General features: G+C 39.0%; 24 protein-coding genes, 1 tRNA gene and 1 riboswitch. Of the genes, 14 read left to right on the top strand and 11 right to left on the bottom strand.

All coding sequences use genetic code 11. From position 1 onward, the window contains the following. Positions 1–316: 316 nt before the first annotated feature. Entirely contained in the window at positions 317–691 is a 375-nt protein-coding gene (locus ACZ5OK_RS11080; protein ID WP_343836935.1) for a rhodanese-like domain-containing protein, read from the top strand. Positions 692–728: 37 nt separating this feature from the next. Here the strand turns inward: ACZ5OK_RS11080 and gcvPB are convergent, their stop codons facing one another. Genes gcvPB through gcvT form a run of 3 tightly spaced genes read right to left on the bottom strand, consistent with a single transcriptional unit; the run spans position 729 to position 4,655 of the window. Beyond that, on the bottom strand, positions 729–2,195 hold the full coding sequence (gcvPB, locus tag ACZ5OK_RS11085) for an aminomethyl-transferring glycine dehydrogenase subunit GcvPB (RefSeq protein WP_343836937.1): 1,467 nt from the start codon (positions 2,193–2,195) through the stop codon (positions 729–731). Beyond that, the gene (gene gcvPA, locus ACZ5OK_RS11090) at positions 2,188–3,537 is read right to left on the bottom strand and encodes an aminomethyl-transferring glycine dehydrogenase subunit GcvPA (protein WP_343836939.1); all 1,350 of its coding nucleotides are present in this window, start codon (positions 3,535–3,537) and stop codon (positions 2,188–2,190) included. Before gcvPA ends, gcvPB begins: the two co-directional genes overlap by 8 nt. Positions 3,538–3,551: 14 nt before the next feature. Beyond that, positions 3,552–4,655 (bottom strand): glycine cleavage system aminomethyltransferase GcvT, encoded by a 1,104-nt coding sequence (gene gcvT / locus ACZ5OK_RS11095; RefSeq protein WP_343836942.1) that lies wholly within the window; start codon positions 4,653–4,655, stop codon positions 3,552–3,554. A gap of 216 nt (positions 4,656–4,871) precedes the next feature. Then, a riboswitch (glycine riboswitch) is annotated at positions 4,872–4,968 on the bottom strand. Between the two features lie 158 nt (positions 4,969–5,126). Here gcvT and ACZ5OK_RS11100 point away from each other — a divergent pair. Together ACZ5OK_RS11100 and ACZ5OK_RS11105 are read left to right on the top strand one after the other, a co-directional pair. Further along, entirely contained in the window at positions 5,127–6,794 is a 1,668-nt protein-coding gene (locus tag ACZ5OK_RS11100; protein WP_343836944.1) for a DEAD/DEAH box helicase, read from the top strand. Continuing rightward, the gene (locus ACZ5OK_RS11105; RefSeq protein WP_343836945.1) at positions 6,772–7,587 is read left to right on the top strand and encodes a YqhG family protein; all 816 of its coding nucleotides are present in this window, start codon (positions 6,772–6,774) and stop codon (positions 7,585–7,587) included. Before ACZ5OK_RS11100 ends, ACZ5OK_RS11105 begins: the two co-directional genes overlap by 23 nt. Positions 7,588–7,600: 13 nt before the next feature. On the opposite strand, the gene ACZ5OK_RS11110 is transcribed toward ACZ5OK_RS11105, so the two are convergent. Both ACZ5OK_RS11110 and ACZ5OK_RS11115 read right to left on the bottom strand, forming a co-directional pair. Continuing rightward, a complete protein-coding gene (locus ACZ5OK_RS11110; protein WP_343836947.1) occupies positions 7,601–7,789 on the bottom strand; it encodes a YqzE family protein in 189 nt (62 codons plus the stop codon). Positions 7,790–7,835: 46 nt separating this feature from the next. Beyond that, on the bottom strand, positions 7,836–8,336 hold the full coding sequence (locus ACZ5OK_RS11115; RefSeq protein WP_343836949.1) for a shikimate kinase: 501 nt from the start codon (positions 8,334–8,336) through the stop codon (positions 7,836–7,838). Positions 8,337–8,515: 179 nt separating this feature from the next. On the opposite strand from ACZ5OK_RS11115, the gene comGA reads away from it, so the two are divergent. The 10 genes from comGA (at position 8,516) to ACZ5OK_RS11165 (ending at position 13,454) form a co-directional block, all read left to right on the top strand. Next, positions 8,516–9,520: a competence type IV pilus ATPase ComGA gene (comGA, locus tag ACZ5OK_RS11120; RefSeq protein WP_343836951.1), complete on the top strand. Its 1,005-nt coding sequence runs from the start codon at positions 8,516–8,518 to the stop codon at positions 9,518–9,520. Next, positions 9,486–10,556 (top strand): competence type IV pilus assembly protein ComGB, encoded by a 1,071-nt coding sequence (comGB, locus tag ACZ5OK_RS11125; RefSeq protein WP_343836953.1) that lies wholly within the window; start codon positions 9,486–9,488, stop codon positions 10,554–10,556. The genes comGA and comGB overlap by 35 nt, the downstream gene beginning before the upstream one ends. A 12-nt stretch (positions 10,557–10,568) precedes the next feature. After that, positions 10,569–10,865, top strand: a complete 297-nt coding sequence (gene comGC / locus ACZ5OK_RS11130) for a competence type IV pilus major pilin ComGC (RefSeq protein ID WP_343836955.1) — start codon at positions 10,569–10,571, stop codon at positions 10,863–10,865. Then, positions 10,865–11,347, top strand: a complete 483-nt coding sequence (comGD, locus tag ACZ5OK_RS11135) for a competence type IV pilus minor pilin ComGD (protein ID WP_343836958.1) — start codon at positions 10,865–10,867, stop codon at positions 11,345–11,347. Before comGC ends, comGD begins: the two co-directional genes overlap by 1 nt. Continuing rightward, complete coding sequence (locus ACZ5OK_RS11140) at positions 11,325–11,663, top strand: hypothetical protein (RefSeq protein WP_343836960.1); 339 nt, start codon at positions 11,325–11,327, stop codon at positions 11,661–11,663. Before comGD ends, ACZ5OK_RS11140 begins: the two co-directional genes overlap by 23 nt. Beyond that, positions 11,644–12,087, top strand: a complete 444-nt coding sequence (gene comGF, locus ACZ5OK_RS11145; RefSeq protein WP_343836962.1) for a competence type IV pilus minor pilin ComGF — start codon at positions 11,644–11,646, stop codon at positions 12,085–12,087. Before ACZ5OK_RS11140 ends, comGF begins: the two co-directional genes overlap by 20 nt. Beyond that, positions 12,047–12,445 (top strand): competence type IV pilus minor pilin ComGG, encoded by a 399-nt coding sequence (comGG, locus tag ACZ5OK_RS11150; protein WP_343836965.1) that lies wholly within the window; start codon positions 12,047–12,049, stop codon positions 12,443–12,445. The genes comGF and comGG overlap by 41 nt, the downstream gene beginning before the upstream one ends. Positions 12,446–12,480: 35 nt before the next feature. Continuing rightward, positions 12,481–12,552 (top strand) — tRNA-Gln (locus ACZ5OK_RS11155). 138 nt (positions 12,553–12,690) lie between these two features. Then, entirely contained in the window at positions 12,691–13,089 is a 399-nt protein-coding gene (locus tag ACZ5OK_RS11160; RefSeq protein ID WP_343836968.1) for a helix-turn-helix domain-containing protein, read from the top strand. Positions 13,090–13,211: 122 nt separating this feature from the next. Beyond that, positions 13,212–13,454 carry a DUF2626 domain-containing protein gene (locus ACZ5OK_RS11165; protein ID WP_044158103.1) on the top strand — a complete coding sequence of 81 codons (243 nt, stop codon included), beginning with the start codon at positions 13,212–13,214 and terminating at the stop codon, positions 13,452–13,454. A gap of 127 nt (positions 13,455–13,581) precedes the next feature. Here the strand turns inward: ACZ5OK_RS11165 and ACZ5OK_RS11170 are convergent, their stop codons facing one another. Together ACZ5OK_RS11170 and ACZ5OK_RS11175 are read right to left on the bottom strand one after the other, a co-directional pair. Continuing rightward, positions 13,582–14,694 carry an SAM-dependent methyltransferase gene (locus tag ACZ5OK_RS11170; protein WP_343836972.1) on the bottom strand — a complete coding sequence of 371 codons (1,113 nt, stop codon included), beginning with the start codon at positions 14,692–14,694 and terminating at the stop codon, positions 13,582–13,584. A 192-nt stretch (positions 14,695–14,886) separates the two neighbouring features. Beyond that, on the bottom strand, positions 14,887–15,507 hold the full coding sequence (locus ACZ5OK_RS11175; protein ID WP_343836974.1) for an MBL fold metallo-hydrolase: 621 nt from the start codon (positions 15,505–15,507) through the stop codon (positions 14,887–14,889). Between the two features lie 148 nt (positions 15,508–15,655). On the opposite strand from ACZ5OK_RS11175, the gene ACZ5OK_RS11180 reads away from it, so the two are divergent. Then, the gene (locus ACZ5OK_RS11180; RefSeq protein ID WP_343836977.1) at positions 15,656–15,826 is read left to right on the top strand and encodes a DUF2759 domain-containing protein; all 171 of its coding nucleotides are present in this window, start codon (positions 15,656–15,658) and stop codon (positions 15,824–15,826) included. 57 nt (positions 15,827–15,883) lie between these two features. Here the strand turns inward: ACZ5OK_RS11180 and ACZ5OK_RS11185 are convergent, their stop codons facing one another. From ACZ5OK_RS11185 to ACZ5OK_RS11200, 4 genes are all read right to left on the bottom strand, one after another. Beyond that, positions 15,884–17,761: an LTA synthase family protein gene (locus ACZ5OK_RS11185; protein WP_343836979.1), complete on the bottom strand. Its 1,878-nt coding sequence runs from the start codon at positions 17,759–17,761 to the stop codon at positions 15,884–15,886. A gap of 424 nt (positions 17,762–18,185) precedes the next feature. Then, complete coding sequence (locus ACZ5OK_RS11190; protein ID WP_343836982.1) at positions 18,186–19,154, bottom strand: ROK family glucokinase; 969 nt, start codon at positions 19,152–19,154, stop codon at positions 18,186–18,188. A 27-nt stretch (positions 19,155–19,181) separates the two neighbouring features. Further along, positions 19,182–19,382 carry a YqgQ family protein gene (locus ACZ5OK_RS11195; RefSeq protein WP_343836986.1) on the bottom strand — a complete coding sequence of 67 codons (201 nt, stop codon included), beginning with the start codon at positions 19,380–19,382 and terminating at the stop codon, positions 19,182–19,184. Between the two features lie 67 nt (positions 19,383–19,449). After that, positions 19,450–20,904, bottom strand: a complete 1,455-nt coding sequence (locus tag ACZ5OK_RS11200; RefSeq protein WP_343836989.1) for a spore germination protein — start codon at positions 20,902–20,904, stop codon at positions 19,450–19,452. Positions 20,905–20,909: the final 5 nt, after the last annotated feature.

Here is a 20,909-nt window from a genome sequence, read left to right on the forward strand (position 1 = left end):
ATAATTCATGAAAGTGCACAACATCTTGTATTTTAGAACGAATAGGTATTTTTTTGTCAACTTAGAATTTGTGTAAAAACCTGCGTGAATTAGAGATATATGGATATAGCATAAAGTAAATGAAAACATTGACGAATTTTGTTACTTGCAAAATTAAATCTTCTGGGGAATTTTGAATTTATCAATATATAGCAGCTTTTTATTCCTTTAACATTCAATAGTTGTTCCAGAATTTTATAGAAGAAAATTCTTTGAATCTTTTTTGAATCAACCATATAATAGATGTAAATGGTTTAAGCAATGAAAGGGGATCAGGATGGAAATAATATTTATACTAGTCGTAGCCATTATTGTATATTCACTTACTAAATATCTACTGCAAAGGCGATTTTTAAAAATCTTAACCGAGGAAGAATTCAAACAAGGATATCGTAAAGCTCAATTAATTGATGTAAGAGAACCTAACGAATTTGACAGAGGTCATATATTAGGTGCCCGAAACATTCCTTTATCCCAGTTGAAGCAACGGCTCATTGAGGTTCGTGAAGATAAACCGGTTTATTTATATTGTCAAAGTGGTTCAAGGTCAAGAAGAGCAGCGAACATTCTTTATAAAAATGGATGCAGGGATATTAGCCAGCTTAAGGGTGGCTTCAAAAAGTGGACAGGAAAAATTAAAACCAAAAAATAAAATGGATTGCCAGCAATTCTGGCAATCCATTTTTTATTTAATCCTCTTTCATGTATCTTAGTACAGGTTTTCTTGCTGCCAGGGTTTCATCTAACCGGCTGACAACTGTCGTATGTGGTGCATCCTGAACCAGTTCCGGCTGGTCTTCTGTCTCTTTTGCAATCTCAAGCATTGCATCTATAAACTCATCCAGTGTCTCTTTTGATTCTGTTTCCGTAGGCTCCATCATCATCGCTTCCTCCACATTTAGCGGGAAATAGATGGTTGGTGGATGGAAGCCGTAATCCAGCAGTCTTTTTGCAATATCTAATGTACGTACACCAAGCTTTTTCTGATTCTTTCCTGAAAGAACAAATTCATGTTTACAATGCTGGTCAAAAGGCAAGGCATATTTTTCTTGAAGCCTTCGCATAACATAATTAGCATTTAAAACTGCGTATTCACTGACCTTTTTCAAGCCATCAGGCCCCATGGTACGAATGTACGTATAGGCACGAACATTTATACCAAAGTTACCATAATAAGGTTTTACACGTCCGATTGAGTGCGGACGATTATAGTCAAATTCAAAAAAGTCACCGTTTTTAACAAGAACAGGTTTTGGCAGAAATGGAGCCAGTTCCGCTGTTATGCCAATTGGACCTGAACCTGGACCACCACCACCATGGGGACCTGTGAAGGTTTTGTGTAAATTTAAGTGAACCACATCAAATCCCATGTCACCTGGCCGGACATACCCCATAATTGCATTAAGGTTGGCCCCGTCATAATAAAGCTTGCCACCTGCGTCATGAACGATTTCTGCCATCTCGAGAATATGTTCTTCAAATAAGCCAAGTGTGTTCGGGTTTGTTAACATGAAAGCGGCTGTTTTCGGCCCCACAACACGTTTTAAATCCTCCAAGTCTACGAGACCATTTTCATCGGTTTTTACTGTTACGGCCTTAAAACCAGCTACTGTAGCTGAAGCCGGATTCGTTCCATGGGCAGAATCAGGGACAATGACCTCCGTTCGTTCCGTATCCCCATTCTGTTCATGATAGGCACGAATCATCATTAACCCGGTCCATTCTCCATGTGCACCTGCTGCGGGCTGGAGAGTAACGGTATTCATTCCGCTAATTTCTTCAAGAGATGTCTGTAAATCATACATTAATTCCAGTGAGCCCTGAACCGTTTCTGTTTCCTGTAATGGGTGGACGTGACTGAATCCCTCAAATCTCGCCACATCCTCATTCATTTTCGGATTATATTTCATCGTACAGGATCCTAATGGGTAAAAACCTGTATCGACACCATAATTACGCCTTGATAACGCTGTATAATGTCTGATGAGCTGCAGTTCACTCAGTTCAGGCAGATCCGGTTCATCTGTACGAATGTAATCATCCCCAAACTCGCTTGCAAGATCCACTTCTGGAACATCTAAGTCAGGCAAGCTGCAGCCTTTACGTCCTTCCTTACTAAGTTCAAAAATTACCGGAAAGTCCTTTTGGTCAGCCATTGATATCACCCAATTCTTTTACAAATTGATCCACTTCTTCTTTAGTGCGCACCTCTGTAACAGCAACCAGCATCTGGTTTTTACGGCTGGAATCCATATTTTCCAGATTAAGCCCACCAATAAATCCGCGTTCTGCCAACTCCCGATTAATATCTGATACATTACGTTTGCACTCAATGACAAATTCATTAAAAAACGGACCCTTATAGCGTACGGCAAAGCCGGCTTCTTCCAGCCTCCTTTTGGCATAGCGCGCTTTTTGCATATTCATTACAGCCATTTCCTTCAATCCCTGTTTACCCAGGGCGCTCATGGCTACGGAGGATCCAAGAGCATTCAGTGCCTGGTTTGAGCATATATTAGAGGTTGCTTTATCCCGTCTAATATGCTGTTCCCGGGCTTGCAGAGTTAAAACAAACCCGCGCTTTCCTTCTTCATCCACGGTCTGACCAACCAGTCGTCCCGGTACTTTACGCATCAGTTTTTTATTTGTGGCGAAAAACCCGCAATGAGGACCACCAAACTGGGCAGGAATCCCGAACACCTGAGTATCCCCCACCACGATATCGGCGCCAAACTCTCCTGGTGGAGTTAAATATCCTAAAGCAAGCGGATTCGTTGAAACAATCAGCATCGTTTTCCTGAACCCATCGACAAGGCTCTGGATTTCTTTAAGGGGTTCAATTTGTCCGAAAAAGTTCGTATATTGTACGACGACTCCCGCTGTATCTTCATCAAGTTCCTCTTTTAATTGATCTAAATCCGTAATCCCATCCTTGCTGTCTACTTCAACAATGTCTAAACCAGGCCCTTTAGCATAAGTTTTAATGACATCAAGGGATTCAGGATGAATAGCCCCGGAAACAATCACTTTCTTCTTTTTCGTCTGACCGGCACTTAAATTCACCGCTTCAGCCAGGGCCGTTCCTCCATCGTACATAGAGGAATTTGCCACTTCCATTCCGGTTAATTCACAGATCATGGTTTGAAATTCAAAAATAGCCTGAAGCTCCCCTTGAGAGACCTCCGGCTGGTAAGGTGTATAGGCTGTATAAAATTCCGAGCGTGAAATGACATGATCAACTACAGATGGAATGTAATGATCATATACCCCTGCACCTAAGAATGATGTATGGGTCTTAAGATTTACATTTTGTTCAGATAAATCTTTAAGTTCCTTCTTTAACTGTGATTCATTTTTGGCTTCTTTTATGTTCAATCTTTCTTTATACCGGACATTTTCCGGAATATCCTGAAATAACTCTTCTGTGGAATCAATTCCTATTGTATGAAGCATCTCCTGTTTATCCTGTTCAGTCATAGGCAGATAACGAAAACTCATGAGATTCCCTCCTTTTACTTACGTTTATAAAACGGTATTGGCACAACTTTTGCTTTTAGACGACGCTTTCTTACTTGTATTTCCAGTTCTTCACCTTCTTCAGTAAAAGAATGATGAATCAAAGCAAGACCCACATTTTTCCCAAGCGTAGGTGATTGAGTACCTGAAGTTACCGTACCAATTTTTGTTTCCCCTTTAAACACATCATAACTATGACGAGGGATTCCTTTATCAATCATTTCAATTCCTGTTAATTTTCGTTCAGGTCCCTCTTCCTTTTGTTTGCTTAATACGTCCTTTCCAATGAAATCCACATCTTTTTGAGGTTTTACTGCAAAACCTAATCCAGCCTCTATTGGGGTAATGTCCTTTGTTAATTCCTGGCCATATAAAGCTAGATTCGCTTCAAATCGAAGTGTATCCCTGGCACCAAGTCCTACAGGCTCAATTCCCTCTTCTACACCCGCCTGTAAGATTTTTTCCCAGAGAACAGGTCCGTCTGATTGAGCAAGATAGATTTCAAAGCCGTCTTCTCCGGTATAGCCTGTTCGGGAAACAAGCGCCTTAGCCTGCAAACCTTCGAAGTGTACATCATCCTGAAACCTGAAAAATTTAATTTCCGAAAGATCTGTTTGGGTAAGCTTTTGTACAATTTGTTCTGCTTTGGGGCCTTGTATAGCAAGCTGTGCATATTCATCTGAAACATTTTTAACCGTGGCACCATCGATTACATGCTGCTTTAACCACTCGTAGTCGTTCGTTGTATTGGCCGCATTCACGACTAATAAAAATTGATCTTCATCTTTTTTATAGACGAGTAAATCATCAACAGTTCCACCGTTTTCATAGCACATAAACGTATACTGGGCACGATTTACAGTGAGTTTTGAGAGGTCATTAGTCAGCATCTTTTGAAGGAATAATTCACTTTCAGGCCCTTCTACGAGGATTTCACCCATATGTGAAACATCAAAAAGCCCCGCCTTTGTTCTGGTCGCTTCATGTTCCTTTTTTATACCAGTGAATTGAACCGGAAGCGCCCACCCGCCAAAATCCACGGTTTTAGCCCCATACTCCTTGTAGAGCGGAAATAAGGGAGTTTTCTTTAATTCCGACATATAAAGCCTCCTCAACATTTTTAGTTTCTTCTATAAACTTAGATTTCTTCTATTGCTGCTATCATTCATCTGGAACTGCTTTCCATGAGCAAACAAAAAAAGAGAATTCCCCTTATTATGAAAAGAGAATTCTCTGTCAATGAACCCGAAAGTTTAATGACGACTACGTCACTTGCCTCTTGGGTGGCTCACTTATGTGAACACTCTCCAGAGCTGCGTCATGCAGGAGTCTTTTTGCCTGAGAGATTCACAATCTTCCCATTGCTTGCTCCTTCGGCGCTGCATATACTGCAGTCTCTCCTCCTGCAATCATTCGCTTTGATTATGATTTTTTCATGTTCATGGTTTTGATTTAAATAAAATAGGACAAACTAACATAACTGAAATGTATACGTAACGATTCAAAGATATTATATCATATGAATTTTCATAATGGTAAGACAAATTATTGGAGTTTTGGGGGGAGAGATCATGAATATAGATTATAACTTCGATCAGCCATTTATAAAAGAATTTGATCACCGAATCGAAAATCACGGTCCATTTTGCAGTTATGACATGTTTGAAATGGCCTATGAATCTGCGAAAAGGCTGGCCGTCCCCGATTTCAAAGGGCTTCAGTCACCTCAGCATTTGCCGCATATGGACTTTTTGAACCATCAGCTTGATTGTGCAAAGCAAGTAGTTGAAAACATGAATGGCCGGGCTATCCTCGCAGATGAAGTTGGACTTGGAAAAACCATTGAAGCTGGATTAATTCTAAAAGAGTACATGATTCGTGGATTAGCGAAGAAAATTTTAATTTTAGTCCCGGCATCACTCGTAAATCAATGGGTAAAGGAATTGAATGAAAAATTTTATATTCCAGCGGTTTCCCAGAAAAAAACGTACGTGTGGGAGCAATGTGATGTCGTAGTATCTTCCCTTGATACAGCAAAACGACCCCCCCATCGGGATATTGTACTGGATCAGCAATATGATTTTATAATTATCGATGAGGCCCATAAACTAAAGAATCATAAAACGAAAAATTATCAGTTTGTCAACAGTTTAAAGAAAACGTATTGTCTTCTTTTAACCGCAACACCCGTTCAAAATCAGTTGTCCGACATTTTCAATCTTGTCACCATTCTTAAACCTGGTTATCTGGGAAGCTATGACGAGTTTACTAAAACCTTTGGGAATAAACGTACTGCCCTTAAACAGGATGATAAATTAAAAGAGCTTATCCAGAATGTTATGGTCCGGAATCGCAGAGAGGATACAGGTGTAGAATGGACAAAGCGTAACGTCGAAACGGTGTGGATTGATTTTAATGATGAGGAACAAAAGGTATATAATGAGTTGGATCATGATCTGGTCTCCAGTGACCCATTTACATCGATTACCTTGAAAAGAGAGTTATGCTCGAGCCGTGAAGCCTGTTATCTTTCCTTAAAGAAAATGTTTGAGGAACATCAGGAAAAATACGACGGTCACTCCTGGAGTAAGGAGATTATTGAAAAAATTGAACAGCTCCCCCATCATTCCAAGGCAAAACAAATGGTAGAAATTATTCAGCAGTCATCAGAGAAATTCATTGTATTTACGGAATATCGTTCGACCCAGTATTACCTCCAATGGTTTCTTCAGCAGCATGGAATTTCGTCCGTTCCATTCAGAGGTGGATTTAAGCGAAGCAAGAAAGAGTGGATGACTCAATTATTTGAAAACCATGCTCAGGTATTAGTTGCGACTGAGGCTGGTGGAGAAGGGATTAACCTGCAGTTTTGCCGTAATATGATCCATTACGACTTGCCCTGGAACCCGATGAGACTGGAACAGCGTATTGGAAGGGTCCATCGTTTTGGTCAGAAGGATGATGTCAATATTTATTATTTAGCCATTAAAAATACAATTGATGAGCATTTAGTGTCCTTACTTTATGAGAAAATAAATTTATTTGAACGAGTCATTGGTGATCTTGACATCATTTTGCAGCAATTAAACATACCGAATCTCGAGGATGAAATTAAGGATATCTATGCAGAATCAGAAACTCCCGGGGAAGCCAGAATTAAGCTGGAAAACCTAACAGCAGCATTCCAGGATACTGCAGAAGGTGAGGTGACAGAGGATGGAGCAACAGACTATTCATAGTTATCTTCAAAAATTCTTTGAGCTTAATGAATGCGAACTGAAAGGAAATGATTCAGGTGTTTTAACTGTGAAGCTAAATGAGGAACTGGATCGTTTGCTTCTTAACCGTCCCTTTTATTGGGAATATATAAAGAAAATTGGTCAGGAAGGAGAACCCGCCACCCTTACATTTATCACAAACCCGGATAAACGGGAGGAAAAAGGAGAATGGATTCATTTTGGGTCACCAAGACTTCACCAGATCTTTCAATACCAGCTGAAACACGGCAAGTTTACAATGCTTTATGAACAGGCCAGTCAGGCAGCACTAAATCCATGGCTTGTGGCGAATATCAAAATAAGCTACATTGGTCAGCAGAAGAAGGATGAGATTTTGTCCATTGGTTTACACTTAATAAGTGGTGTGATGGTATTCGATCTTATGGAAAAGATCAAATCCATTCATTTTCATACGATTATCCCCGATTATTGCTTTACGATTTCTCCTATCATAAAAATTCAAAGTGGCTATAGGCGTATCGAAGGCTATATCCGTCAGTACCTGGATTCAATGGAGCACCAATGGGCCGAGCATTCCTACAATAAATTTCAGCAGGAAAAGGAAATTTTAACCCACTTCTATGAATCCTATCTTCAGGCAGCGGATGAAGAAGAGCAGGAACAGCTTACAGAGAGGTATGATAACGAATTAGATCATCTCAAGAAACGATTGCTGCCAAAGATTCATATTGAACCGATAAACGGTGGTCTATTTTACATGAGTGAAGAAACCGAAAAAGCTTTGAGGGCATAAAAAAGGAAGAGGATTATTGTTTCTTCCTCTTCCCATCCCAGAACATTTTAAATGCCGCAGGGAGCATGCCAAAATATCGACTGGACCGGCTGCTTTTTTCATTTTTCCTTCTTGACTTCCTTTGTTCCCGTTCATCTTTAGGTAATTGCATGTACTTTGTCAATTCCTGAGTCATATATTTAACAATTTCGTTTCCAGACATGGGGGTCACTCCCATAAACTTTATGTTTTATAATAGCATTTCCCGTTTATTGCTGAACTATACTCTTCATAATCATTTGCACGATTCTTTCTGCACTATAATCATCTGTTTGAATGATTTGATCTGCACACTCTTCATAAATGTACTGCCGGCTGTCGTATAACTGCTCCTTTTTCTCCATTTCCTGATTCCACAAAGGCCGGTTCTTGTTAGAAGCAAGCCGCTGCTTGATTTCTTCAAAAGATGTTTTTAAATACACCGTAAAAAAATCATTTTTCAATATATCCCGGTTCATTTTGGCTTCAATGATTCCTCCCCCAGTAGCTATAACCGTATTCTTTTGAGGAAGACCTTTAAGCACTTCTGTTTCATACTCCCGAAAGCGCTTTTCGCCCTCCAGTTGAAAAATTTCCGGGATGTCCATTTCCCTCCATTTTATAATTTCCTCATCTGTATCCAAAAAAACAGCATCCAATTTTTTAGCAAGTTCTTTCCCTAATGTGGTTTTCCCACTGCCCATAAATCCAATCAAACAAATACTTTTCATTTTGTACACTCCTGAATTTTTTCTCACATCAGTTATTCATTATCCCATTTTCCTTTAGTAAGTTGCATTTTTACTGCACTCAACCAGGTGCATTCAGCCATTTTAAATATATGACATTTTCGTCAGATGATTGTAGAATACCTTTAAATTCACAAAAATGAAATAAGGCAGGGATCTAAATGGAAGCATGTGAAGTGTTGTCACAGAAAATACTAAGAAGTGCTATTTCAAAATCAGCTTCTGATATCCATTTTTCCCCTTCTGAGAATGGAACGGACATTTACTTCCGATTAGGAGGTAGACGGAATTTCATGTTTTCCATTTCTCAGACGGAATATCAGTCATTGGTGTCGTATTATAAGTTCTTAACAGGGATGGATATAGCTGAAACACGTAAGCCCCAAAATGGCACCTTAACCCATCATCACCACCAGCTCATTTATGATTTGCGGTTTTCCATCTTACCTGTTGAATCTTCAGAAAGCCTCGCTATTCGTATTTTACCGCGACAGATGGTTCCACAATTAGAGCAACTATTTCTCTTTCCTTCCCAGGCAAAAATCCTCCAGAATTGGATACAGCAAAGGTTTGGAATGATTCTCTTTACCGGACCAACAGGCAGCGGAAAAACAACCACCATGTATGCCTTGCTGCAGTCCATTGTTGAAAACCGACCCTTTCAGGCAATTACACTCGAGGATCCCATCGAAAGAGAATTAGACAATATTTTACAGGTGCAGGTTAATGAAAAAGCTGGCATGAGCTATGATGCCGGGTTAAAAGCGGTGTTAAGACATGACCCGGATATCTTAATGATTGGTGAAATCAGGGACCGGCATACAGCCCGTTTTGCCCTTCAAGCTGCCTTCACAGGTCACCTTGTATTAAGTACAATTCATGCCAAAAATGCTTTTGGTACCATTTTTCGTCTTCAGGATCTGGGTATATCGAAAGCTGATCTTAATCAGGCCTTAATTGGCATTGCCTCTCAGCAGCTATTGCCTTTGGAAGATGGTCTGATAACAGATCAAAAGCGTGCAGCTATCCTGGAACTGATTGATGGAGACGTTCTCACTAATGCCATACAGGGAATTGCTCCTGGTCAGTATGATCGTTTCAATTCATTTGAATATCTGAGGAGGAAGGCCTATGCTCTTGGTTTTACTAATGAAAATACGCAGTAGAAACCTTTTCACGAGGGAAAGCAAGGTAACATTAGCTGATCAGATTCTGTTAACCAGCCGTCTTTCTGCCCTTTTGCAAAATGGGTACTCTTTAAATAAAGCTTTACAGTTGATTTCGTTAGATCCTAAACAGGGAGCTGTAGCTGAGCACATTCAAAATAAGTTAATGAAAGGAAAACATATTGACAAAATCTTTCAGGGACTTGGTTTTTCCCCTATTGTCACCTCTTATCTTTATTTCTCGCGTTCTACAGGGCAATTAGGAGACAGCTTAGCAAATGGCAGTGCTTTGCTCGGTCGGTTAAAACAGTTTCAGGATCAGCTGAAAAAAGTGCTGCAGTATCCTTTATTAATTCTTATGTTTTTAATTGTACTAATGGCCGGCTTGAAGTTTTTTCTCTTACCCTCATTAAGCGAATTATACGTGGGTATTCAAAGCTCAGACCCGAACCTTTCACCTAAAATCTTCACATCCATTGAATTTTTTATTAACCTCTTTTTTATTACCTGTTTAATCATTCTTCTCATTTCAGCAATCTGGTCGGTGATTAAATCAAAATTATCCACAGACTTAAAAATTCGATTATACGCATATATTCCCTTGGTCAGAAAAATAAAAAGTCTGGAAACCTCTTTTTTATTCAGCTTTCACTTCAGTTCATTACTTCAAAGTGGGCTGTCCGTGAAAAATGCTCTCCAGATCATTTCGGAACAAACCCATTTACCCGTACTGAAACGTTATTCGGTGATGCTGATGCGTTCTGTTTATGCCGGACAGCCTCTTCATTCCGCCGTTGAAAAGTTTCCACTGGTTGAAAAAGAATTAGGATTGATTTTCAAAAGAAGCATGCAGGATGGAACGTTAGAAAAAGATTTAGACAATTATGCTCACTTACTTGTTGAAACATTCCTTGAAAAAATGTCTAAATCCATTACGTACATTCAACCCATGTTCTTTATCCTGTTTGGCGTTATCATCATTTTTGTTTACCTTTCAATCCTAATGCCTATGTTTGGGCTGATCGATCAAATTTAAGGAGGTGATCTAATGAAAAATGAAAATGGTTTCACTCTTATCGAAATGCTCATTGTTTTAATGGTTATATCTGTTCTATTAATCCTGACCATCCCTAATATTGGAAAACACAATACACTCATTGATAATAAGGGATGTGAAGCGTATGTGGAGCTGGTTCAGTCCCAGGTACAGGTCTATAAGCTGGAAAATGATTCATATCCAACAGAATTATCACTCCTGGAAGGGGATTATATAAAGGAGGATGATTCCGCATGTCCAAACGGGGTTGAAATAGACGCTGAAGGCAATGTTACAAAAGTACAGTAATGAAAAAAAGCTTGGTGAAAAATGAAATGTGTCAATTAAAACAGAAAGAAGCTGGCTTTACCTTAATAGAAATGCTTGTTGTACTAACGATATTCATGACCCTTGTTTTTATTACAGCTCCAGTGAATACAAACGTACAGAAGGAATTAAAAGTTCAGCAGTTTTTCAGTCTGTTTGAACAGGATGTATTATGGATGCAAAATCAGGCGATTACAAGGAATGAAATATACAGACTGCACTGGCATCCGGATTCCCATAAATATGAAATCCGGCATAGTGGACTTGGAAAGTTAGTGGTAAGACGAAAGTACAGCTCTGAAATCGATGTCGAATTAAAATCTTTTCAGCTTCCGTTCTCCTTTTATCCTTCCGGGGCACCAAACCAGCCTGGTGTACTGCTTATCCATACGGAAGAGGATACCTTTCAAGTCACATTTCCACTTGGGAAAGGGCGATTTTATGTCACGAAAACTTCAACCTGATGGATTTGCTTTCATGGATATGCTGGTAACACTGACCTTCTTGCTCGCAATGATTCTGATCTTTCTCCCTATCATTCAATACACACGTGATGAACATCATCTGCTTTCTACCCGCTCGCAGATGATGACGGAGCTTTATAATGAAATGCTTAACGATCAGGAGGAATATCCAATTTATAAACAAGTTAAAATCAATCATACTCCGGCATCGATTGAGATAAATCTCGCAGATTCATCTGCCTCCGGGTGTATAACATGGGAAAATATCAAAAGAAAACAGGAAAGTAAGTGTATATATGTTAAAAAAGGATTCTAGCCGAGGATTCACACTGGTCTCTGTTTTAATCTCCCTTACGATTTTATTAACGATTTTACCTGCTCTTGCACCGCTTCTGGTACAGATTAGTCATATCAGGGAATATCCGGAGAATGAACAAGCCTCCGTTTCAACATTTTTTCACCTGCTGCAGCTGGAGCTGAATCAGGGGAAGGACTATCGTCTGAAATCTTCAGCTACCGGAATATATATACATGAAAGCAGCAACAGATCCATTCTTATTGAGCAATACAAGGAAAATGTGAGACGACGAATGAATTTAACTGGACATGAAATTCTTTTGTTTAATGTAAAGGATATCCACTTTCAAAATAACCCGAGAACCATTCAGGTTTCCTTACAGATGATTGGAGGGAACAACTATGAACGGACGCTTTATAAGCTTCAGTCCGTTAAAGAATGAACGAGGATATATGTTTCCTTATATGCTTTTTCTTTTTATGATTCTGTTTCTTATTACACACCATGCACTGCAGGCACTTACACTGGAAGCAGGGCATGTATATAATCAGGAGGAGAACATTCATTTGGAAACACTGCTCTTAAGTGCCTATAGAGATTTTCAGGCTGACTTGCCATCCCTTCAACCAACCTCTGAAAAACAAACTCTTACCTATAGTTATCCTGATGGACAAGTCAAAGTTACACATTTTCTCTCGAGCAGCACAGAACTGGAAGCACAATTTCGAGTAACAACGAAGGATGACTCAAGGTTAACTCAGGAGATCGTTTCAAAAATAAATCCTGAATCCAATGAATAATAAAAAGATCATCCGGCAAATATATAAATGTAAATTGGGCTATAGCCAAGCGGTAAGGCAACGGGTTTTGATCTCGTGATGCGCTGGTTCGAATCCAGCTAGCCCAGTTTTCATATTTATGTCAAATATTTTTACTTAAGTCAATTCCCAATTCATAGAACTTCTTGTATGATAGGTATGTACCACCTCTAATAGCAGGAAGGAACATACCATGAACGATACATTAAAGATAACAAATGTTTTGAATGATTCCACAAGGTTTAGGAGAAGCCGGAAAACAGGCTCTTTATGAAACAGGAAAAAAATTCGGCTCACACTTTTTGAATTCTAAATATCGAAATGTAACCGTTCATCAACAGACCAGTGAACAAAAAATAAACATACTGAGAGAAACTTCAGTTACGCTGGGACTTGAGCCTGAATTTACCTATGATGAAACAGCACAGGTGATTTCTTTTAAAATCTTTAATTGTCCATTTAAGGAATTGGCATTTTCAGAACAGAATGACAATATTTGCGAAATGCACCGCTTTTTTATAAGAGGAATGTTTGAGCAGCTATTTCCTTCTGTTACACTCGAAGAAGAAGCAAACATGGTTGATGGCTGTGAGGCCTGTATGTACAAAACGAAGCTATCTGTATAAGACGATGCATAGTGAGTCATACACCCTGTATATTCTAAAAGTGCCAAAAAGTTCATTTACTTTCTATTTTAGGTAGTTTATAATAAATTTTGATGACTTTCCCGGAAAAGGAGGGGGATATTATGGATCGTATGTTTCGTGTTCTTTCTTTCTGGACTGGTATATTTACTGTAATGTTTTATGTTGGGGAAATGTATAATACCTCCATTTTATTTTTAGCACAAACGGTGTTCTTTTTAACATTAGGTTACTTAAAGCTTTCAGAACGCTTGTATATGTACATATTTGGTGCTTATTGTACAGTATTTTTCATTGGATTTACGTACTATACGACCTTCCTCTTAGTCCCATCTTTTGGACATTAAAAAAACGGGGAATGAAGGTAAAAGAAAAAGGATTGGCATTGGCGCCAATCCTTTTTCTTTTGGCTGGGAAATTGTAATGGATAAGAAATCAGGAAAGGGTGCTTCCACCTCTACTCGTTTAATCCTCCTATATGTTCAAAAACTGATCCACATCTTTTTCGTTCATATTTTTGGATTGTATACATACATCAAACATACTACCCATCCAGTCATCGCTTAACAGGGTTCTAATCGCCCGATTTCGTCTGGCCGCCTTCGAAAAAGGGTCTCCCGGATCGACCTCGGCGAATAAATGAAACAGTTCCCCAATCTGATCAAAAAATTGATTCTGCCTCGTTAATAAATGCTGCTTCCATTGTTTCTCCTGCCCTTTTTTTATCCATGTATCCCACGGTACATGATGAGTGATATCCATATCTCCAGGATGCAGTAATGGATTATTGACCATCCGATGCTGCATGTATCCCCGCAGACTTCCCTTTCTCCGATAATAATGGAGTCGCTCTTCATTTGTATATCCGTAATCAAATGTAAATATCAAACCTTTTATAAAAGACTGATTAATCAGGGATGTGATGGTATCCATATATACGGGTACTTCTATTCTTTGATCATTCTTCAAAGGGAGTAAATTCCATTTTTCCAGCCAATTGATTAAATTAGTGGAGCATGGCATCTCGATTTCTGTAAGCTCTCCTTTGTCATTAACGGCTACCATGACCTCTTTAAGTCCCTTCCCACGATTAACGACAACCCGAACTGGTTGAGCATCCAAAAATTCATTAGAAAAGATAAAACCTGTAAACCTGTCTCCTTGCTCCATATAGTGTTCAAGTGATTCATAAACGTCAACATTCACATCTGCTGGGACTTTCCTCTCCAGCTGTTTTCTAACGTATGGATTATGTTCAACAAAGACATACTTGTCAGGTTTTAGACCCATTTCCCTGAATGCGTCCATCAGCTGTAAGAAAAAACGTCCGTCCCCTCCTCCAAGCTCCATGATTTGTAAAGGAAGCTTTAACTGCCTTGCCGCCTTTATAAATATCGTTGCCATAAGCTCACTGAAAATTCCGCCGACATGATTAGCTGTGTAAAAGTCACCCTCTTTTCCCAGCATCCGGACATTTTTCTGATAGTATCCATATTTATTGTGATATAATGCCAGTTCTATGTAAGTATCATACGGAATCACACCATGCCGGGCCTTTTCCCTGATTTCCTGAAAAATCCCTGTCATTATTAGCTCCTTTTTAGGTTTTCACTATTGACATAGTGTTAATTAACCTTTATAGTTTTAATAGTAGCTTAACTAATCCCTAACCAAATTTAAATGAGCAGAGCACATCCCCCCAAACCCCCTTCTTAAAAGAAGGGGGTTTAATCTATTTCTCCGCATTATCTGTGATACATTTCGGACTTTTTACCCTTTCTAAAAAAACGGATTGGTCTGTTTCTCCCTTTCGACAGTTGTCTGAGGTCCATGACCTGGATAAACAATCGTGTCTCCTGGCAAAGATAACAAATGAGTTTTTATACTGGTTAGCAGCTCTTCTCCATTTCCATGTGGCAGGTCAGTCCTGCCAATGCCTCCTTGGAATAATGTATCTCCGGCTATAACCAACCCCTCATCTTCAAATAAAAAGGATACACTACCCGGGGAGTGACCTGGAGTATGACGTACGGCAAGAGTAAAATCTCCAATGGATAAAACACCAGGAACTAGCGCCTTTTCTGCCGCATTTGCACGGATAGGCTCCGTAACACCAAAAAGCTGTGAGCCGTTCAGCATTGGGTCTTTAAGCCAGTTATGTTCTGCTTCATGTAAATAAACCTCAAGTTTGAATTGTCTGCGTAAATCCTCTACAGCACCTATATGATCAAAATGAGCATGGGTAAGCAGAATAGCGAGTGGCTGAATGTTTTCCTCATTCAAATACTGTGTTACCTTGTTTGCTTCTGCACCCGGATCAATAATTAAGCCCTTTCCATCCTGATGTAAGATATAACAGTTCGTTCCTAACGGTCCCAGTGAAAATTGTTTGACATTCATCCTTTATCCTCCTAAAATTTTATGAAATGACTCGACAAAGCTTCGATAATTATATAAAATGTATGAGAGTAGGCAATATCATACATATTAAACATATCCATGTATATTTTAGCGCACATTATTCATTTATAAAAAGGGGGTTATTGTAATGGTTTTAGGTATTATGCTCTTAGTCGTTACAATAATATGTGCAATTGCGGTAATCCGCGGATTAAAAGAACGTAATCTCTTCGCAGCAGGTTTTGCCGGAATATCTGTCCTTGTTTTTGGATGGTTTTCTGTGATGACCATTTACTCAGAAATGTTTCCTGATGCGTAAGACAATTAAAAATTTGTTTTAAAAAAGCCTCGAATCCAGATGATTCGAGGCTTTTTATTATTCCTCTTTCCCTTTTCCTTTTCCTGAGGAAGCTGTATCTTGGAACCTGAAGAGATCCTCATAGATCAACTGATCAGAATAGTTTAATTCTTTTAGCACCTTATCCTTGATCGGCTCACATGCAGATTTCTCCAGTTTTTCTCCCGTTTCTCGATCATAGCACGTGTCCTTCGTATATACATAATCCTCGGTCACATAATCGCCATCACGGAACGCAACAAAGCGTTTTGACTGATTAGCAAATAAATCATTCCCAAACATAATATCCTCTTCATTTTCTATACCGAGCATATTTAGAACGGTTGGTTTAAGATCAATTTGACCGGAGACTTTTTCAATAACACGATCATCTTCATGTCCAGGAATATGAATAATTAACGGTACCCGTTGTAATTGAACTGAATCATAAGGTGTGATTTCTTTATTTAAATACTGTCCCATTGCCTTATTATGATTTTCACTGATACCAAAGTGATCCCCATATATAATGATGATGGAATCCTTATATAAGCCACTTTCTTTTAAGTTTTTAAAGAACCGTTCAATGGCTTCATCTGTATAACGTACTGTTGGAAAGTACTGATTAAGGGTTTTTGAATTGGAATCAAATTTATCTATTGATGCATATTTTTCGTCTAATTCGTACGGATGGTGATTCGTTAACGTTATAAATTTCGTATAAAACGGCTCTGGCATTGACTCCAGATACTTCATGGACTGATCGAAAAAGGCTTTATCATTTAATCCCCATCCGATTGTATTATCCTCCGTCACATTAAAATACCGTTCAGAGTAAAATTGATCATAGCCCAGACTCTCATAAGCTACATCCCGATTCCAAAAGCTTTTATTATTCGCATGAAATACGGATGAATAATACCCATGGTCTTTTATGATTTCAGGAACAGCATTAAATTCATTCTGTCCATGAGTGAAGAAAACGGAACCATTAGGAAGCGGATATAATGAATTCTCCACTAAAAATTCGGAATCAGAGGTTCTTCCCAGGTTCACCTGATGGTAAAAGTTGTTAAAATAATAACTGTCCTTGATCAGATCGTTTAGAAAAGGTGTAACTTCCTCTCCGTTTACTTTACGATTAATCACAAGGTTTTGCACGGATTCGGCAGAGATATAAATGATATTTTTTCCTTTTGCGATTCCTTTCATTTCAGATGAGGTCTTGTCATTAATATTCTCTTCGGTATACTTCTTGATTTCATGCAGCTTGCTGCCATCTGCCATTACTTTTTGAACCTTTGTTTTTGAATTTATAATAGCATCATAAATATGATAATTGACCAGCCCCACATTTTTCACGAGATATTCACGGTCAAATCCGCGTTTGAAGAGCATCGGACGTTCGATTTCTGCCAACACCAGGTTTGTTAATAATATCGAAAAGGATAATGCAATCATCGCTAATTTACTCTTACGGTTATAAGAGAATACCAGGTCATCCCCTTTTTTCTTAGCGAGATAGAAGATTAAAACCGTGTCAACAAACAGGAGGATATCCCATATCTTCATGGAACTGGCTGTACTGGCTCCAAGATCACCGAAGTTTTTAAATTGTAAAATACTTGGTAAGGTTATAAAGTCGGTGAAGTTACGATAATAAACCAGATTTGCAAACAGGAGAAATGCTCCAAAAAGCGAAAGATACTTAATATACTTCTTCTGACGCTTAGGCTTCATGATTACCGCAAATGAAAAAAGCACGATAGCTGTTGCAAACGGATTTATAAATAAAATAATTTCCTGCATCATATTTTCTATCGATAAATCAAACACAAATCTATAAACAATGTACGATTTAAAGCCAAACATTAAAGCCGCTATCAAAAACAGTGGCACTCGTAAACGCTGTAACATATAGGTACTGCCCTCCTCATATCCCAATTTATAGTTGATATATTTCATATATTCCTAGTTTTTCTATCTGTATATTATGACGATACAGGCACAGAAAATGTTTCATCAATTTTTATATTATTGCCGAATTCTCTTTCCAGCTTATAAACGATTTTTAATTCATCAAGCCCTACGTTATGAATTGAATTTTTTCCGCAAAATTTTAACCAACAATTCAACTACTATATTTTAACGTTTTATGTGTTGAAGTCAAGGATATTTTCCATTATATTCCTTTACACTTTGATTAAGAATTCATGACTTTCTTATCCATTCATCACGTTATGAACATCCAATACGATATTCACTCTTAAAAAAAATGTGTAGTCCCATGTTGGAACGACACATCTTTGTTATTCAAATATTAAGTCTTTGTTATATGTTTTCAAAATTGTTTCCGTTGTTTTACATAGTAGGCTGCACCTGCAACTCCTGCATCATTTCCAAGCTCAGCCTGAACAATCTGACAGACATCTGCAACTCGCTTCAATGCATAAGAGTGAAAGGACTTCCGGACTGGCTGTAACAACTGTTCTCCCGCTTGGGAAACACCGCCGCCGATAATTATTTTGGACGGATTAATAGATACAGCAAGATCGGCCAGCATTTTTCCCAGTACATCTGCTGTATAATCAATAATCGACTGTGCAGCCTGATCCCCTTTAGCCGCCTGTTCAAATACATCCTTTGAGGAAAGCTTTCCTTTCGCTTGATATTCATCTTTAAGAGTTGTGTTCTGGTCTGTTTCTATTACGTGAAGAGCTTGTCTGGTAATCCCCGTTGCGGAAGCATAGGTTTCAATACAGCCTTGCCTGCCACAATTACACTTTGGTCCTTCGTGAGGGGTTGCTGTAATATGACCTATTTCACCGCCGGTCCCATTAACCCCATTAATCACTTCACCGTTGACAATAATTCCTCCACCTACACCCGTTCCAAGCGTGACAGCAATCAGCTGGTCAGAATCACGGCCAGCACCTGTCCAATGTTCTCCTAAGGCAGCTAAATTGGCATCATTCAGAATGTAGGCTTCCATGTTTAAAAATTCTTCCAACCGCTGCTTTAGGTGAAAATCTTTCCACCCTAGATTGATGGCTTCATACACTACACCATTTTGTACATCTACATATCCTGGGGCACCGGCTCCAATCCCCAAAATCTGCTGTTCTGTTATATGTAACTCTGCCAGTTTTTCTTTTACTGACTTGGCAATTTGTTCAGGGATATAGGAACCCTGGTCTTTTCTTTCTGTAGGGATCTCCCACTTATGATTGATTTTCCCATCTTCTTCAATAAGTGCAAATTTTATTGCTGTGCCTCCAATATCAACACCAATAATATAAGTTTCCTGCATATTCCTTCATCCTTTTATATGCTGTAATTATTCAGGTTGCTTCAGTTCAGCCATTTCTTGCCGAAGTAACAGGATAGCCATCTGATATTCCTTGGTCGTAATACATTTTGCCTGATATAATTCTTTAATTTCTTCTTCCATTAATTCTAAATCGGCTAATCGATCCCCAATATAGATAATGGTACCAAACCTTTTTAATAATTGTCTTACATCATAAATGCTATTCATAAAATCACCTGACTTTATTATAGCAACGACAGGGATAAAATGAAATAAAAAAAGAGACCGCTTTTCATTAGCGGTCAGGATCTTTAGGATGCAGAAAGGTAGGTCTGCGATTTTTAAGGGGCATAGGTGCCCGGAGAACAATATCCCGGATAGCCCGATAATCAAACGGAATAAACGGCCAGAGATAAGGTACATCGAAAGCCTTGATTTGAACTAAATATAGAAGGTAAATGGTTATCCCTACGACAAAGCCTGTCGGACCAAAGATACTCGCTATGATGAGAAAAAGCAATCTGGACAGGCGATTAGCGAGACTCATCTCATAGCTTGGGGTGGCATAGGTTCCCATAACAGCTACCGCCAAATAAAGCACAACTTCATTCGAAAACAATCCAACTTCCACTGCTACCTGTCCAATCATAATAGCTGCGACCAGACCTAATGCAGTAGCCAGTGCGGAAGGTGTATGAATAGCAGCCATCCGGAGCATATCAATTCCCAGTTCAGCTATAATAAACTGCACCAGTAATGGTAAGGCTCCTTTCTCACTGGGGCCAATAAACTCAAGACCCTCTGGTAAGAGTGAAGGATAGGTCGATAAAAGATAATATAAGGGTAAAACAAACAATGATAGCCAAACAGAAACAAACCGGACTAATCTCAGATAAGAACCGACAAATGGTTTCTGGCGGTACTCCTCGGCATGCTGAAGATGATGCCAATAGGTCGCCGGTGTAATAATCACACTTGGAGATCCGTCAATAATGATGAGCACATGCCCTTCATACAAGTGAGCAGATGCAGTATCCGGCCTTTCTGTATAGCGAATCGTAGGATAAGGGTTCCAGTGCCTGCCTCCTATATATTCCTCAACGGTTTTTTCTGCCATAGGGAGACCGTCTGTATCAATACTGCCCAGAGTCTTTTTTAAATGCTGAACATTTCTGTCATCAGCAATATCCTCCAGATAGCATAAACAAATGTCTGTTTTTGAACGTCTGCCAATTTGCATGTATTCCATTCTTAGGGAGCGATCACGTACACGTCTTCTTGTTAAAGCTGTATTAAAAACGATTGTCTCCACATATCCATCCCGGGCCCCACGCACAACCCGCTCCAGATCAGGCTCAGCCGGTCCACGTACTGGATAGGTACGTGCATCAATCATGATAATTTTTGACATGCCTTCCACGACTAATGCCGTCGGGCCTGATAGAACTAAATCGCCTACCTTATTTAAATCCTCTTCGTAGTCAATTTCAATATATGGCAAATGTTTTTTAAAGAGCTTTTCAAAAGGATCCGGTTCCAGCTGTTCGGGTTCAAGTCTGGATAGAAGCTTCATAATATAATGTAAAATTTCATCTTTAACAAATCCATCTACCATAAACATGGCCATTCGACGATCTGCATATTCCAAATCCAAATTAATGATGTCAAAGCTTTTGTTAACAGCTAATCGGTCCTTCAGATAATTAACATTGCGATCATAGCTCTTCATCATTGGTTGTTTTTCAGACATAATCT

This window comes from Salinibacillus aidingensis (genome assembly GCF_055393355.1).

What these genes read in the sequence shown, in the direction of transcription:
- ACZ5OK_RS11190 (WP_343836982.1), bottom strand. Translation starts at nt 19,154, where the DNA reads ATGCAGGAAACTTATATTATTGGTGTTGATATTGGAGGCACAGCAATA.
- ACZ5OK_RS11105 (WP_343836945.1), top strand. Translation starts at nt 6,772, where the DNA reads ATGGAGCAACAGACTATTCATAGTTATCTTCAAAAATTCTTTGAGCTT.
- ACZ5OK_RS11200 (WP_343836989.1), bottom strand. Translation starts at nt 20,904, where the DNA reads ATGTCTGAAAAACAACCAATGATGAAGAGCTATGATCGCAATGTTAAT.
- comGA (WP_343836951.1), top strand. Translation starts at nt 8,516, where the DNA reads ATGGAAGCATGTGAAGTGTTGTCACAGAAAATACTAAGAAGTGCTATT.
- ACZ5OK_RS11080 (WP_343836935.1), top strand. Translation starts at nt 317, where the DNA reads ATGGAAATAATATTTATACTAGTCGTAGCCATTATTGTATATTCACTT.
- ACZ5OK_RS11175 (WP_343836974.1), bottom strand. Translation starts at nt 15,507, where the DNA reads ATGAATGTCAAACAATTTTCACTGGGACCGTTAGGAACGAACTGTTAT.
- ACZ5OK_RS11110 (WP_343836947.1), bottom strand. Translation starts at nt 7,789, where the DNA reads ATGTCTGGAAACGAAATTGTTAAATATATGACTCAGGAATTGACAAAG.
- ACZ5OK_RS11165 (WP_044158103.1), top strand. Translation starts at nt 13,212, where the DNA reads ATGGATCGTATGTTTCGTGTTCTTTCTTTCTGGACTGGTATATTTACT.
- gcvT (WP_343836942.1), bottom strand. Translation starts at nt 4,655, where the DNA reads ATGTCGGAATTAAAGAAAACTCCCTTATTTCCGCTCTACAAGGAGTAT.
- comGC (WP_343836955.1), top strand. Translation starts at nt 10,569, where the DNA reads ATGAAAAATGAAAATGGTTTCACTCTTATCGAAATGCTCATTGTTTTA.
- comGG (WP_343836965.1), top strand. Translation starts at nt 12,047, where the DNA reads ATGAACGGACGCTTTATAAGCTTCAGTCCGTTAAAGAATGAACGAGGA.
- ACZ5OK_RS11180 (WP_343836977.1), top strand. Translation starts at nt 15,656, where the DNA reads ATGGTTTTAGGTATTATGCTCTTAGTCGTTACAATAATATGTGCAATT.
- gcvPB (WP_343836937.1), bottom strand. Translation starts at nt 2,195, where the DNA reads ATGGCTGACCAAAAGGACTTTCCGGTAATTTTTGAACTTAGTAAGGAA.
- ACZ5OK_RS11140 (WP_343836960.1), top strand. Translation starts at nt 11,325, where the DNA reads ATGTCACGAAAACTTCAACCTGATGGATTTGCTTTCATGGATATGCTG.
- ACZ5OK_RS11160 (WP_343836968.1), top strand. Translation starts at nt 12,691, where the DNA reads ATGATTCCACAAGGTTTAGGAGAAGCCGGAAAACAGGCTCTTTATGAA.
- ACZ5OK_RS11100 (WP_343836944.1), top strand. Translation starts at nt 5,127, where the DNA reads ATGAATATAGATTATAACTTCGATCAGCCATTTATAAAAGAATTTGAT.
- ACZ5OK_RS11170 (WP_343836972.1), bottom strand. Translation starts at nt 14,694, where the DNA reads ATGACAGGGATTTTTCAGGAAATCAGGGAAAAGGCCCGGCATGGTGTG.
- ACZ5OK_RS11115 (WP_343836949.1), bottom strand. Translation starts at nt 8,336, where the DNA reads ATGAAAAGTATTTGTTTGATTGGATTTATGGGCAGTGGGAAAACCACA.
- comGF (WP_343836962.1), top strand. Translation starts at nt 11,644, where the DNA reads ATGTTAAAAAAGGATTCTAGCCGAGGATTCACACTGGTCTCTGTTTTA.
- ACZ5OK_RS11195 (WP_343836986.1), bottom strand. Translation starts at nt 19,382, where the DNA reads ATGAATAGCATTTATGATGTAAGACAATTATTAAAAAGGTTTGGTACC.
- ACZ5OK_RS11185 (WP_343836979.1), bottom strand. Translation starts at nt 17,761, where the DNA reads ATGTTACAGCGTTTACGAGTGCCACTGTTTTTGATAGCGGCTTTAATG.
- comGD (WP_343836958.1), top strand. Translation starts at nt 10,865, where the DNA reads ATGAAAAAAAGCTTGGTGAAAAATGAAATGTGTCAATTAAAACAGAAA.
- comGB (WP_343836953.1), top strand. Translation starts at nt 9,486, where the DNA reads ATGCTCTTGGTTTTACTAATGAAAATACGCAGTAGAAACCTTTTCACG.
- gcvPA (WP_343836939.1), bottom strand. Translation starts at nt 3,537, where the DNA reads ATGAGTTTTCGTTATCTGCCTATGACTGAACAGGATAAACAGGAGATG.